Origin of the sequence: Candidatus Merdisoma sp. JLR.KK006 (genome assembly GCF_036941035.1) — a bacterium.
GTDB lineage: Bacteria > Bacillota > Clostridia > Lachnospirales > Lachnospiraceae > Laedolimicola.
Genome location: NZ_JAYMNS010000030.1, coordinates 13,420 through 27,293 on the forward strand (window position 1 = coordinate 13,420; position 13,874 = coordinate 27,293).

General features: G+C 47.8%; 14 protein-coding genes. 12 read left to right on the plus strand and 2 right to left on the minus strand.

Going from position 1 to position 13,874, the window contains the following annotated elements; genetic code table 11:
- Positions 1 to 134 precede the first annotated feature (134 nt).
- The 5 genes from VSQ61_RS18325 (at position 135) to VSQ61_RS18345 (ending at position 5,981) form a co-directional block, all read left to right on the plus strand.
- A complete protein-coding gene (locus tag VSQ61_RS18325; protein WP_334345833.1) occupies positions 135 to 1,532 on the plus strand; it encodes a transglutaminase-like domain-containing protein in 1,398 nt (465 codons plus the stop codon).
- An 83-nt stretch (positions 1,533 to 1,615) separates the two neighbouring features.
- Positions 1,616 to 2,707 (plus strand): dipeptide epimerase, encoded by a 1,092-nt coding sequence (locus VSQ61_RS18330; RefSeq protein WP_334345834.1) that lies wholly within the window; start codon positions 1,616 to 1,618, stop codon positions 2,705 to 2,707.
- Positions 2,708 to 3,081: 374 nt separating this feature from the next.
- Positions 3,082 to 3,801, plus strand: coding sequence for a DUF5058 family protein (locus VSQ61_RS18335; protein WP_334345835.1), 720 nt, complete (start codon positions 3,082 to 3,084; stop codon positions 3,799 to 3,801).
- Positions 3,802 to 3,851: 50 nt separating this feature from the next.
- Complete coding sequence (locus VSQ61_RS18340; RefSeq protein WP_334345836.1) at positions 3,852 to 4,511, plus strand: hypothetical protein; 660 nt, start codon at positions 3,852 to 3,854, stop codon at positions 4,509 to 4,511.
- Between the two features lie 27 nt (positions 4,512 to 4,538).
- Complete coding sequence (locus VSQ61_RS18345) at positions 4,539 to 5,981, plus strand: M20 family peptidase (protein ID WP_334345837.1); 1,443 nt, start codon at positions 4,539 to 4,541, stop codon at positions 5,979 to 5,981.
- On the opposite strand, the gene VSQ61_RS18350 is transcribed toward VSQ61_RS18345, so the two are convergent.
- Both VSQ61_RS18350 and VSQ61_RS18355 read right to left on the minus strand, forming a co-directional pair.
- Positions 5,954 to 6,436 carry a hypothetical protein gene (locus tag VSQ61_RS18350; protein WP_334345838.1) on the minus strand — a complete coding sequence of 161 codons (483 nt, stop codon included), beginning with the start codon at positions 6,434 to 6,436 and terminating at the stop codon, positions 5,954 to 5,956. The two genes, VSQ61_RS18345 and VSQ61_RS18350, sit on opposite strands and share 28 nt — an antisense overlap.
- Positions 6,437 to 6,598: 162 nt before the next feature.
- Complete coding sequence (locus VSQ61_RS18355; protein ID WP_334345839.1) at positions 6,599 to 6,934, minus strand: hypothetical protein; 336 nt, start codon at positions 6,932 to 6,934, stop codon at positions 6,599 to 6,601.
- Positions 6,935 to 7,204: 270 nt separating this feature from the next.
- Between VSQ61_RS18355 and VSQ61_RS18360 the strand changes: the two genes are divergently transcribed.
- The 7 genes from VSQ61_RS18360 (at position 7,205) to VSQ61_RS18390 (ending at position 13,869) form a co-directional block, all read left to right on the plus strand.
- A complete protein-coding gene (locus tag VSQ61_RS18360) occupies positions 7,205 to 8,308 on the plus strand; it encodes an AAA family ATPase (protein ID WP_334345840.1) in 1,104 nt (367 codons plus the stop codon).
- Positions 8,298 to 8,867 carry a hypothetical protein gene (locus VSQ61_RS18365; RefSeq protein WP_334345841.1) on the plus strand — a complete coding sequence of 190 codons (570 nt, stop codon included), beginning with the start codon at positions 8,298 to 8,300 and terminating at the stop codon, positions 8,865 to 8,867. Before VSQ61_RS18360 ends, VSQ61_RS18365 begins: the two co-directional genes overlap by 11 nt.
- Before the next feature lie 11 nt (positions 8,868 to 8,878).
- The gene (locus tag VSQ61_RS18370; RefSeq protein ID WP_334345842.1) at positions 8,879 to 9,136 is read left to right on the plus strand and encodes a hypothetical protein; all 258 of its coding nucleotides are present in this window, start codon (positions 8,879 to 8,881) and stop codon (positions 9,134 to 9,136) included.
- Positions 9,093 to 10,061, plus strand: coding sequence for a D-2-hydroxyacid dehydrogenase (locus VSQ61_RS18375; protein WP_334345843.1), 969 nt, complete (start codon positions 9,093 to 9,095; stop codon positions 10,059 to 10,061). Before VSQ61_RS18370 ends, VSQ61_RS18375 begins: the two co-directional genes overlap by 44 nt.
- Positions 10,062 to 10,274: 213 nt before the next feature.
- Complete coding sequence (locus VSQ61_RS18380; RefSeq protein WP_334345844.1) at positions 10,275 to 11,015, plus strand: pseudouridine synthase; 741 nt, start codon at positions 10,275 to 10,277, stop codon at positions 11,013 to 11,015.
- 110 nt (positions 11,016 to 11,125) lie between these two features.
- The gene (gene ligA, locus VSQ61_RS18385) at positions 11,126 to 13,078 is read left to right on the plus strand and encodes an NAD-dependent DNA ligase LigA (protein WP_334345845.1); all 1,953 of its coding nucleotides are present in this window, start codon (positions 11,126 to 11,128) and stop codon (positions 13,076 to 13,078) included.
- Entirely contained in the window at positions 13,075 to 13,869 is a 795-nt protein-coding gene (locus VSQ61_RS18390) for a Cof-type HAD-IIB family hydrolase (RefSeq protein WP_334345846.1), read from the plus strand. Before ligA ends, VSQ61_RS18390 begins: the two co-directional genes overlap by 4 nt.
- Positions 13,870 to 13,874 lie beyond the last annotated feature (5 nt).

A 13,874-nucleotide genomic window follows, 5' to 3' on the forward strand; every position in this document is an offset into this window, starting at 1 on the left:
AGTTGGGTGAAGAACCACTGTTTTATATGGACTACTAGTATACCTTGCATCTGGAGGATTGAAAATTCTTTATTCATATGGAGACAGAAAAGTTTCATGGCATTATAACGGGGAGAGGAGGGGAGAATGTGCATATGAATGACTGCTTTCGTTATCTTCATGTGGGGCTTCCGGATGATATTTTGCAAAAGAAATTTTATGGGGATCTGGAAGGAGCCGTGAGGCTGATTGACAGGCGGCTGGCATGGGATGACATACCGGAGGCGATGCGCTGCTGCCTTATGGCTCAACGGGAAATGATATTGCGAAGAACGGAGGATTATCCCTATACAAAGGAAGAAGCCCTTGCTGTGGTTCGGGAGCATATTTCTGATTTTTCGGAGGAAGAGTTTGAGGAGCGTGTGGATGCCGGAAGGATCGGATGGATTTATCTGAATGGGGAGAGACGCTTCTTTAACCGCTTTTTTCAGAGTATGTGTAAGGCGGAGCCTGCCTTTGGGGAACGGGCCGGTGTGCGGCTTCCGGGTGTGGAGAGCGCAGGAAAGGGATCTGCAGAAGAGGGGCGGTTAGACCGCTGTGCCCGTCTGATGCGTGAGAGAGGAAAACTGAGCAACCGCATTCGGATTCGGGCCGGTGTTCGCATGAAGGATGAGGTTTTTAATTCCGGGATGTTTGTGCGTGTTCACCTGCCTATTCCGGCAGCCTGTGAGCAGCAGAGTGAGATTGTGATTGAGAAGATATTTCCGGCAGGGGGAAAGCCGGCCCCGAAGGATGCGCCCCAGAGGACAATTTGCTGGGAGATGAGCCTTGAGGAAAACCAGGAATTTTATGTGGAGTATTCTTATGTGCATACGGCTCGTTACCATGATGTGGAGCAGATGCAGAAAGAGGGGCTTTCCCTTACCTGTGTCCAGCCGGACTTCTTTACGGGGGAGGAGACGCCCCATATTCTGTTTACGCCCTACCTCCGGGAGCTTGTGAAAGAGCTTACCAGGGGAGCTGCAGAGCCGCTGGAAAAAGCCCGTAGGTTTTATGATTTTATTACTCTGCAAATGAAATATACTTTTATGCCTGCTTATTTTGGGCTGGAGCAGATTGCGGAAGCCTGTGCGAGAAACTTTACGGGGGACTGCGGTGTGTTTGCTCTGCTTTTCTTAACTCTCTGCCGGTGCGCAGGGATTCCGGCCTGCTGGCAGAGCGGACTTACGGCGGAGCCGGATTTCTGCGGAGCCCATGACTGGGTGCGGTTTTATGTGGAGCCTTACGGGTGGCTGTATGCGGATCCGTCTTACGGAACTGCGGCGGTGAGGGCAAAAAACGAGGAGCGGAGACGGTTTTATTTCGGTAATCTGGATGCCTATCGTATGGCGGCGAACAATGCATTCCAGGCGCCTTTTACCATTGATAAAGAGCATTGGCGGGCAGACCCCTATGACAATCAGCTGGGAGAGATGGAAGTGGTTGACCGAGGGCTGCGTTATGGGGAATTTGAGCGTAACAAAGAGGTTTTGTTGTGTGAGGAATTAGAATAGTCCGGCTAAGAAATGTTGAGCGTTTAACAGAAATATTTACCCTTTCGTACTGTTGCGCAGCAACTTAAAAAAAGGAGGATACTATGAAAATAACAGATGTAAGACTTGGAATATTATCCGTACCCTTGAGGGTGCCATTTAAGACGGCGCTGCGTTCTGTTTCCGGTGTGGAGGATGTTATTGTGGAGATTCACACGGATTCGGGACAGATAGGCTATGGGGAGGCGCCGCCTACCGGCGCTATAACGGGCGACACCACCGGCGCTATTATCGGGGCCCTTAAGGATCATCTTATCAAAACCATCATAGGAAGAGACGTGGATGATTTTGAGGAGCTGATTCAGTCGGTAAACAATTGCATTGTGAAAAATACCAGCGCAAAGGCAGCCGTAGACATGGCTTTGTATGATTTGTACGGTCAGCTCTACAAGCTTCCCGTTTACAAGCTCTTTGGCGGAAGCCGCAGCAAGATTGTGACGGATATTACCATCAGCGTCAATGACCCGCAGGTTATGGCGGAGGATACAAGGAATGCGGTGGAGCGTGGCTATGATACTTTGAAGGTGAAGGTGGGCGTGAATCCGGATCTGGATTTGGCCCGTCTGACTGCTGTGCGTGAAGCGGCCGGACCGGAACGGCAGATCCGCATTGATGCAAACCAGGCATGGAATCCCAAGCAGGCAGTGCGGCTTCTGAACCAGATGCAGGAAAAGGGCCTGGGAATTGAACTGGTGGAACAGCCGGTGCCGGCTCACGATTTTGAGGGACTGAAGTTTGTGACTGAGCGCTCCTATGTGCCGGTTCTGGCAGATGAGAGTGTATTTTCTCCTGAAGATGCGGTTAAGATTATGCAGATGGGAGCGGCGGACCTTATCAATATCAAGCTGATGAAGTGCGGCGGACTTTACAATGCTTTAAAGATTGCCACGGCAGCGGAGCTTTACGGAGTGGAATGTATGATTGGCTGCATGCTGGAGGCGAAGATCAGTGTGAACGCAGCGGTTCATCTTGCCTGTGCTAAAAGTATTATTACAAAGATTGACCTGGACGGGCCGGTACTTTGCAGTGAGGACCCGATTTTGGGCGGCTCCGTATTTGAGGAAAAGGTGATTACGGTTTCCAGGGAGCCGGGACTTGGGATTCGTGGAATTGACGGGCTGAAGTATTTAGACTAAGGATATATGGAGAAAGGGGCTGTCGGGAAATAAGACATCAGCCATTTCTATACCCTGTGTTCGGACGGTTTGTGTACATTCTGTCTGCTCTGTACGGACATTAAAAAGCAATATCCGTACATATCAGACAGTCTGTACACAAACAGCCGGACACTGGATATCAGAAAAGTCTTCTGTCTTATTTCCCGACAGCCCCTTTTTGTATGGTGTGCCGGTCATGAATATAAAGTAGTTCTTTTGCGGCTTGCCACCCATCTATATTTCATGTATCATGGTAAGAAACGATAAAATGATTCCGGTTTGCCGCTGTAAAGGGGAGAAATCTACGGAATTGTTATAAATTTATTTTTCCAAAAAAGAAAGCGAGGGAGCATATGAATTTTCATCCAAACAGTACGTTGTTATTTATTTTAGCAGGGGCAGTGATTGTATTCGTCATTGCCCAATCATTGTTTTTTCTGATTCGGGCATTCCGACGGGGAAAGGAGCTTGGCATGGACATGGGGCAGCTTCGCAAAACCGTATTGTCCACAGCCGTATTTACCATCGCTCCGGCGGTGTCCATTCTGCTGGGCGTTATTACACTGTCAAAATTTCTGGGACTGCCCCTGCCATGGCTGCGTCTAAGCGTCATCGGAGCCATCACCTATGAACTGCCGGCGGCGACATCCACGGCCAATGCCCTTGGAATATCCCTCTCGGAGACTGTGACAGACCCTTCCGTGTACACGGCGATTGCCTGGGTTATGACCTTAGGCATCTTCCCTGGGCTTATTTGGGTGCCCCTGTTCATTAAGAGAATCCAGGGCGGTCTGATGAAGATTAAAAATAAGGACGGTAAATGGGGAGACATCCTTATGACTGCCATGTTTCTGGGCATGATTTCCGCATTCCTGGGAATGGTGTTTGCGGATATCCGATCGGGCCTTAAGGGATGGATTCCTATCTTTGTACTGCTGTTTTCTGCACTTCTTATGGGAATCTGCGGAATCCTTATAAAAAAATGCAATATAAAATGGCTGGAAAATTACGCCTTGCCTATCAGTATGCTTGGAGCCATGGCGTTTGCAGCAGTGATTACGCCGATGTTTTAAAGGCAGTACGATACAAAAACTTCGGAACCGGAATAGAAAGGAAGAACTATATGAATAAAAGAAGCTACGAAGATATGACACATATTTATGGGCGCATCTGGATTTTGAGTGCTCTGGGGATGATATTTGCTTATCCCATTATTGCCTGCATCTATTATGATGCCTGGCCGGGGTGGCGTCCGGTGCTCCAGGGACTTCTTGGAGTGGCGCCCATTTTCTGGACTGTGGGAATCATTGAGGTCATTACCTTTATCCCCATGCTTGGAACGGCAGGCTCCTATCTGGCCTTTGTAACGGGAAATCTTACCAATTTGAAGGTTCCGGCAGCCCTCACTGCCATGGAAAATGCAAAGGTAAAGCCCGGAAGCGATGAGGGAGAGGTGATTTCTACTATCGCAGTAGCAACCTCATCCATGGTGACAGTGCTGATTATCGCTCTCGGGGTGGCCCTGCTGGTGCCGCTGACACCGATTCTGGACAACCCGGCAGTCAAGCCTGCCTTTGACAATATTCTGCCCTCTTTGTTTGGAGGATTGGCAGTGGTGTATGTGAGCAAAAATTGGAAGATATCCATAGCGCCGCTGGTATTTATGATTGTACTGTTTTTGCTGGTGCCCTCCCTGGCAGGTTCTGTGGGCGTTCTGGTTCCTGTGGGGGCGCTGATTGCCATTGGCGCTGCAAGGATTTTGTACAAGAAAAATATGCTGTAGGAGACGAAAGGAAGCAGGTGTGGAGATATGTTATGGTATGTACTTGGTATAGCAGGAGCAGTCATTATCATTTTTCTGGCAGTGATTCTTATCCGGGCGGCACAGTTTAATCCGAAGCCGGAGCTTACGCCGTCAATGAAAGAGGTGTCCCTGGATGAAAAAAAGATTGTAAAGGATATGCAGGAAATGATCCGCTGCAAGACTATTTCCTATAATGATGCGTCACTGATCGACGAGGCAGAATTTGAAAAATTCCGAGAGCTTCTTCCGGATCTTTATCCCCGGATTCACAAGACCTGTGAGCGGCTCTTTCTGGGAGTAAACGGAATCCTGTACCACTGGAAAGGGCGGGAGGCAGGAGATCCGGTTGTGCTGATGTCCCACTATGATGTGGTTCCGGTGGAGGAATCTCAGTGGGAGAAGCCGGCATTTGAGGCGGTCTGTGAGGACGGCGTGCTCTGGGGGAGGGGAACTCTGGATACAAAGGGAACCCTGTGCGGCATTTTGGAGGCTGCGGAAAAGCTTATAGGAGAGGGCTTTGAGCCAAAGCATGATATATATTTTGCATTTTCCGGACAGGAAGAGATCAACGGTTCAACCTGCCCGGCCATGGTGGACTGGTTTGAGGAACGGGGCATTCATCCGGCTATGGTTGTAGATGAGGGCGGAGCCGTGGTAGAAAATGTATTTCCAGGTGTGAACCGGGAATGTGCCCTCATCGGAATTGCGGAAAAGGGCCTGACAAATATTGAATTTCATGCAAAAAGCGGCGGCGGTCATGCTTCTATGCCTCCGGTTCACACGATCGTGGGTGAGCTGGCTAAGGCTGTGGTGGATGTGGAAAATCACCCATTCCCCAGGCAGATGACAAAGCCGGTGAGGGAGATGCTGGACACCCTGGGACGCCGCTCCACCTTTGCATACAAGGTTCTGTTTGCCAATCTCTGGTGCTTTGAGGGTCTCTTTGACAAGGTCTGCCAGAAGTCCGGCGGCGAGCTCAATGCCATGCTGCGTACCACCTGTGCCATGACGAAGATGGAGGGCGGAAAGGCATTTAACGTGATTCCGCCAAAGGCTTCCATAGGCATGAACCTGCGCCTTATGGGGACGGATACGGTGGAATCCGCCCGTGCTTACCTTGAGCAGGTGATTCACAACCCCGATATAGAAGTAACGGTGTTTGAGGGAAGAAATCCCTCTGCGGATTCGGATACCTCCTGTCCGGAGTGGGGCGTACTGTGCCAAGCGGTGGCGGATACCTGGAAGGAGGCGCTGGTAGCCCCTTATCTTATGATGGCCTGCAGTGATTCCTGGCATTACTGCCGGATTACGGACCGGGTGTACAAGTTTTCGGCTATGAAGCTGTCCAAGGAGGAGCGAGCCATGATTCACGGCAACAATGAACGGGTACCGGTGAAAACGCTGGTGAAGACAGTGGAATTTTATGTGCGGTTAATGGAGAAGTGCTGAGCTATGCTTTTACTTAGCTGCTGAAAACCAGAGGAAAGTGAAGAAGGGTAGGGAGCTGCCTTGTTTTGGGCAGCTTCCGAAGATCTTTCAAGGGGCCCGAAAAAATTCTCATGAAGAGCAATCTCGTATTCGAGGCCGGGGCCATGGGCAAAATATGCTCCATTAAGAACCGCAAAGGAAAAATCATCCGCAAATCCGTTTTCATCCATCATGGTAACGTGTATTGCGGCGTTCAGTGAATGGTCTGTGTACCGAATGATTTCATCAGTCATTTCCCGGAGGATGCTTTCTGTTTCCCGGCGCTGGGCGCTTCGGAGGTTTTCTTCATCATTTTCGTAAGCTGCATAGAAATACATATTTAAAATATAGGGAAATTCCCGGAAAATGCTGTCATATTGAAGAGTGGGGAAGTAAATATGCTCCGCCAGAGAGTAATGCAGCCGTTGGTCAAACATTATGGATGTTTCCGGCACGTCGGGCATGGAAAAAAGTCGGTATGACTTAACATAAAGCGCACAGTCTTCCTCTTTGAGCCCCGGTATCCGCTCAGCTGCTTTGTCACGAAAATTTTCGTTATAATATTGCTCTGCTAAATCGGAGAAATACGCTTCGATGGTTTATGCAAGATGCTCCCTATCCGAACCTCTCCCGTTGCGGTTGTTGAAGATAAAGGTATGATCCTGCCCGTCAGCAGCGGAATAGGTGAGGGTCCACTCTGTGTAATGTGTCACAATGCTGGTATTTTCATATTCATCCCAAAAGGATTCTTCCTTTTCCACACCATCGGAGAGCACATATTCTTCCCCAAAGCAATTTTTCAGCATTGATTCGCATGTTTCCTGGATATCATCATGGCAGAAAAGCTCTCTTTTTCCAAAAACACAGCCTGTCAGAAGGACAGAGAGAGCAAATGGGATTAGAAGAGCGGTTGTAATTTTTCCGATTTTATTCATTTGGTGTCCTCTTTGTGCTGCGGAATTTTCCGGTGTGGAATTCCTGGCTGTTGCAAAATGGTGTATTTGCATGAATTGGAAATGAGGGGTGATGCTGGCTTTATTATACACCATTTGTTGGGCAAATGAAATTATAATTCTGAATAGTGGTAAGAACATTTTTTACGGTACAGCCGTAGAAAAATTGCATAGGTTATGGACAAAAAGTTCAAAATATATTGAGAAAATGGAATTTCCATGCTATTCTAAAAAACAGTGGGAGGTGGGGATATGCTGCAAAGGTTCAAGGTGCAAAATTTTAAAAATTTCCGGGATGAGCTGGTGTGGGATTTTTCCAACACAAAAAGCTATGAATTCCATCAGGAGCTTGTTCCGCAGGGGATTTTGAAAAATGCCATAGTGTTTGGGGAAAATGCCTCCGGAAAGACAAACCTGGGCTGGGCTCTTATGGATATTGTGATACATTTGACAGATTCCATGAAAAATATTGCAAACTATCGCAATTATGTGAATTTAAACAGCAATGATCAGCTTGCTCATTTTGAATATACCTTTTGTTTTGATGGGAATTTACTGGCTTACTATTATGAAAAAGAAGAGGTAGGAAAGGTTCTGCGAGAGAAAGTAAGCATCAACCATCGTGAGGTGCTGTCAGCAGATCTTGGATATGAAGCAAAGGTCCATTTGAAAGGGGCTGAGGGATTAAATCTGGATATGTGGGACGGCTCCATTTCTTTTGTAAAATATGTGGCAAGAAACACGGTTCTGGATAAAGATGATGCGGACAGCAGGGCTTTTATGCAGTTTATCCGGTTTGTTGAGCATATGTTCTGGTTCAGCAGTGCGGATGGAAATAATTATATAGGATTCAGCAATCGGGTAGGGAGTATTGGAAAAAATATCGTGGAGCTGGATGCGGTAGATGAGTTTCGGGAATTTTTGCATGAGCTGGGAATTGATGTGGAACTAGTCATAGGGGACGATGCGGAAGGAAAGAATTTGTACTGCCGTTATAAAAATAAACTGGTTTTATTTCAAAATATCTGGTCCAGTGGAACAAGAGCTCTGGCATTTCTGTTTCTGTGGTATCTGCAGATGAGGGATATGTCTTTTGTATTTATTGATGAGTTTGATGCCTTCTACCACTATGAACTGGCGGAAACTGTAGTACGCAAGGTGCTTGCTCTGGATACACAGGTGGTATTTACTTCACACAATACGGATTTGATGACAAATGAGCTTCTGCGGCCGGACTGTTATTTTGAATTAAGCGACAATCAAATAAAATCCTTTGCGGATAGAACCTCAAAAGCATTACGCCAGGCCCACAATATACAGAAAATGTACAAAGCAGGAGCATTTGATGAGAGATAGAAAGAAACATATCGCTTTTGTGTACGAAGGAGAAAAGACGGAAAAAGTACTGGTAGATCGGATGAAGGAGTTGTTTTTTCAAGATATTGCGGATGTACTTATTTTTTCTTTTCCGGCATGCGGTAATATTTATATGATTTGGAACAAGCTTCGGGAAAATGAATTTGAGATTGATGTTATTGACGCTATCCGGGAGATAAGTCCAAAAGCAGAAGAGATTTTGGAGGGTTATTCTCCAAGAGATTTCTCGGAGGTATATTTGTTTTTTGACTATGATGCTCATAATGATAATCTGCCGCAGGTTTACCGGAATACGGATGTAGTACAGGAGATGCTTCATGCCTTTGACAATGAGACGGAAAATGGGAAGCTCTATATTTCTTACCCCATGATCGAATCTCTTCGGGAAATGAATACAAAGATAGAGGATTATAAGAGCTTATATGTGCCGATTGATGAATTGATTCATTATAAACAGTATGTCTCTGAGGAATCGAATTTCAGAATTTCGGTTGTCTTACACGAGAGCAATGGGAGGCGGCCTGCCGTGGATCAGTAAAAAGAGCACATTTGATTGTAAGCTTTCAAGATGAGCTTCCTACATATCATTACTTTTTAAATGAATTGACACAGAAAAAGATTTATGAAGCACAGAGGGAACGGTTTGTGAAGCTTAATCATATGGTAGGGGTGCTGAACAGCCTTCCCTTATTTTTACTGGAATATTTTGAGGAAGAATTTTGGAAACGTGTTATTTGCAGAGAGAATGAAAAGGAGCAACCGTATGAAAATAGTAATTCTGGACGGCTATACGGAGAATCCCGGTGATTTGAGCTGGGAGGCATTTGAAAGGCTTGGAGAGCTGGCCCTTTATGACCGTACCCCCGTAAAGGATAAAAAAGAGATAGAAAGCCGTATTGGGGATGCGGAAATTGTGATTACGAATAAAACTCCGCTGACACGGGAGATTATAGAAGCCTGTCCCCGGATTCGCTATATCGGCGCACTGTCTACAGGCTACAATGTGATTGATATTGAAGCGGCAAAAGAGCGGGGGATTCCGGTGAGCAATATTCCGGCTTACGGAACGGATGCGGTGGCGCAGTTTACCTTTGCGCTGCTTCTGGATATCTGCCACCATGCGGCCCACCACAGCCGGGCGGTCTATGAGGGACGCTGGAGCGCCTGCCCGGATTTTTGCTTCTGGGATTATCCCCTTATGGAACTGGCGGGAAAAACCATGGGAATCGTCGGCTTTGGCCGGATTGGCCAGGCCGTAGGGAGGCTGGCGAATGCTTTTGGCATGAAGGTTTTGGCTTATGCGCCTCATAAAAGACCGGAGCTGGAAACGGAAAGCTGTCATTATGTTGAGCTTTCGGAGCTTTTGGCTAAGTCGGATATAGTATCTCTTCACTGTCCCTTATTTCCTGCTACGGAGGGGATGATTAATAAAGAGAGTATTGCAAAAATGAAGGACGGCGCCATTCTGCTGAATACGGGCCGAGGCCCCTTGATTGTGGAGCAGGATCTTGCCGATGCCCTGAACAGCGGCAAGCTGTATGCTGCCGGACTGGATGTGGTGTCTGTTGAGCCGATTCAGGAGGATAATCCGCTGCTGAAAGCCAAAAATTGTTTGATTACACCGCATATTGCATGGGCATCTAAGGAAAGCCGCCAACGGCTTATGGATACGGCGGCAGGTAATCTGAAAGCGTTTTTGGCAGGAAAGCCGGAAAATGTAGTGAATCCTTAATAATGAGTATTCAATGAAAAACAGAAAGCATGTGCAAACTAAGGAAACACCCTATGGGTATCCCTTTAAGCATAAAAAAACATGTGCAAATTAAGGAAACACCCTATGGGCATCCCTTTATGCACAAAAACCATGTGCAAATTAAGGAAACACCCTACGGGCATCCCTTTATGCACAAAAACCATGTGCAAGTCAAGGAAAGGATAATATCATATGGAAGAAATCCGTTTAAATAAATTCTTAAGCGAAGCAGGCGTATGTTCCCGGCGTGAGGCGGACAGAATGATTGAGGAGGGCCGTATCACAGTTGATGGGAAGAAAGCTGAGACGGGCATGCGTGTGCGGCCGGATCAGGAGATTAAGGTGGGGAAAAAAGTAATCTCCATGAGCCGGGAAGAGGAAGTGCTTCTGGCTGTTTATAAGCCCCCCGGCGTGATCTGCACCACAGATCGGAGAGAGAAACGAAATATTGTAGACTATGTAGGCTATCCCACCCGAATCTACCCAATCGGAAGACTGGATAAGGATTCTGAGGGGCTGATTTTGATGACGAATATCGGCGGTCTTGTGAATAAAATGATGCGTGCCGCCAATTACCACGAAAAAGAATACCTGGTGACGGTCCATAAGCCGGTGACAGAGGCGTTTTTGGAGCGGATGGCAAAGGGCGTCCGCATCCGCAAGGAGGAAAAGGGCGAGGTACTCTTGGATGCCATGACAAGGCCCTGCCAGGTGGAGAAGCTTGGAAAATACAGCTTCCGCATTATTTTAACCCAGGGGCTCAACCGGCAGATTCGGCGTATGTGTGAGGCTTTGGGGTATCAGGTTACCCATTTAAAGCGGGTTCGGGTTCTGAATATTGAATTAAAAGGTATGCATCCGGGCACCTGGCGGAAAGTGACGGATAAGGAGCTAAAGGAGCTGCTGGAACTGCTTAGGGGCTCCGCAGGATGAAAGGACATTTCTCTATGCACAAAAGGCATGTGCAGATCTAAGGAAACGTCCTACGGCATCCCTCTATGCACAAAAAGCATGTGCAGATCTAAGGAAAGGAAGCAATAACAATGGAAGAGAAAAAGGCGAGAATGAGAGAACTGGTAGGACTTCTGAACCAGGCCGGACGGGCTTATTATCAGGAGGCCCGGGAGATTATGAGTAATTATGAGTATGACAAGCTCTATGATGAGCTTCTGGCATTGGAAAAGGAGACGGGAACCACCCTGTCGGGAAGTCCCACAGCCCATGTGGGCTATGAGGTCCTAAGCGAGCTTCCTAAGGAGCGGCATGAAAGCCCGATGCTTTCTCTGGACAAGACCAAGGAGGTACAGGACTTAAAGGAATGGATAGGAGAGCATAAAACCCTCCTTTCCTGGAAGCTGGACGGCTTAACCATTGTGCTGACCTACCGGGAGGGGCAGCTTTTTAAAGCAGTTACCCGGGGAAATGGTGAGGTGGGCGAGGTTATTACCAACAATGCCAGAGTGTTCCAAAACATTCCCCTGCAGATTCCCTATGAAGGAGAGCTTATCCTTAGGGGAGAGGCGGTAATTGGCTACAAAGAATTTGAACGGATCAATGAGGAGATTGAGGATGCGGATGCCAAATATAAAAACCCCCGCAACCTGTGCAGCGGGTCTGTACGGCAGTTAAACAATGAGATTACAGCAAAGAGAAATGTGAATTTTTTTGCATTTTCCCTGGTGTCGGCGGAGAATGTGGATTTTGAAAATTCCCATGAAAAGCAGTTTCTCTGGCTTCGGGAACAGGGCTTTGAGGTAGTGGAATATAAGGTTGTCACAGCAGAAAATCTGGAAGAAGCAGTTTCCTGGTTTTCGGAGCATATTTCCGAAAATGATTTTCCGTCGGATGGTCTGGTGGCGGTTTATGATGACATTTCCTATGGTCATTCTCTCGGAAGAACAGCCAAGTTTCCCCGGGATTCCATGGCATTTAAATGGGCGGATGAGATTCGGGAAACGCATCTTTGGGAGATTGAGTGGAGCCCGTCCAGAACGGGGCTTATCAATCCGGTGGCGATCTTTGAGCCGGTGGAATTGGAGGGCACCACGGTAAGCCGTGCCAGTGTCCACAATATCAGTATTTTAAGGGCTCTTGAGCTTGGAATCGGCGATACCATAGAGGTTTACAAGGCCAATATGATTATTCCTCAGATTGCGGAAAACCAGACACGAAGCGGTACGGTAGAGATTCCCCGGGCCTGTCCCGTATGCGGGGGTGCAACAGAGATCCGCAAGGTGAATGATGCGGAATCTCTGTACTGTACCAACAGCGAATGTCAGGCCAAGAAGATTAAGTCCCTCACCCTTATGGTCAGCCGGGATGCGCTGAACATTGAGGGGCTTTCCGAGGCTACCCTGGAAAAATTTATTGCAAAAGGCTTTATCCATGAGCCGGCGGACATTTTCAGGCTAAAGCGCCATCGGGATGAGCTGGTAACGCTGGAGGGCTTTGGGGAGAAGTCCTATGAAAATCTTATGGCAAATGTGGAAAAGGCCAGGAGCACTACTCTGGCTAAGGTGATCTACAGTCTGGGCATTCCGAACATCGGCCTGGCCGGGGCAAAGCTTATCTGCCGGGAATTTGACAGTAAAGTGGAGGCCATGCTTGCCGCCGCCCCGGAGGAGCTGGCAGCCATTGACCGGGTGGGAGATGTGATTGCGGAAAGCTTTGTGAGCTATTTTCAGGATGAAGGTAAAAGGGAGCGCTTTTTCAACCTGCTGTCGGAGCTTACCATTGCCCGGGAGGAAAGGGCGGAGGATGAACAGCAGACCTTAAAGGGAAAGGTGTTTGTCATCACCGGAAGCCTTAATCATTTTTCCAACCGCAGCGAGCTTAAAGAGCTGATTGAACAGAAAGGAGGGAAAGTGACCGGAAGCGTAACGGGGAAAACGGACTATCTGATTAACAACGATACAACCTCCGGTTCCTCCAAAAATAAAAAGGCGAAGGAGCTGGGGGTGGCGATTATTTCGGAAGAGGAGTTTTTGAAATTATGAAAAAGGACGGGAAGATTGTATTTTTTGACATCGACGGAACTATTTTTGAGCAGGGGAAGGGAACCCCAGACAGCACAAGGGAGGCTTTAAGGCTTTTGAAAGCAAAGGGGCATATTCCGGTGGTCTGTACGGGGCGCTCTATTGCAAGTGTATTTCCGGAAATTTTGGACCTGGATTTTCCGGCTGTTATAGCAGGAGCCGGAACCTATGTGCAGTATGAAGGAAAGGTGATTCGCAATCTGCTTCTTGACCATGGGCTTGTGGAGCGGACGGTGCCCCGGCTGGAGGCAGCAGGATGCGCCCTGGTACTGGAGGGACCGGAATATTTAAGCTATCGAAAGGAGGGAAAGGCAGCCGAATTTTACAATGTTTTGAACCGGCTTCACAGGGAGTATCCCCACCGGATCAAGGAGATGGAGCCGGGGAAGGATGAGGCCAATAAAATATCGGCCAGAATTGCGGATTGGGAGGCGTTTGAGGCATTGGCGCCAAAGCTTCGCAATGACTTTTCCATTGTCCGCTATGAGAACTTTCCTTTTGTGGAAATGATGCCTGCCGGTATCAATAAGGCGGAGGGGATTCGGGTGCTGATTGAATATTTGGGGATTCCGCATTCGAATACATATGCATTTGGGGATGGACCAAATGACTTAGAAATGTTACAATATGTACAGTACGGAACGGCTATGGGCAATTCGGAGGAAAGTGTTCTTAAGATGGCTGAATATAAGACGGAGGGAATCTGGGAGAACGGGGTTTATCTGGGGCTCAGGCGTTACGGACTTATCTGAGGGGT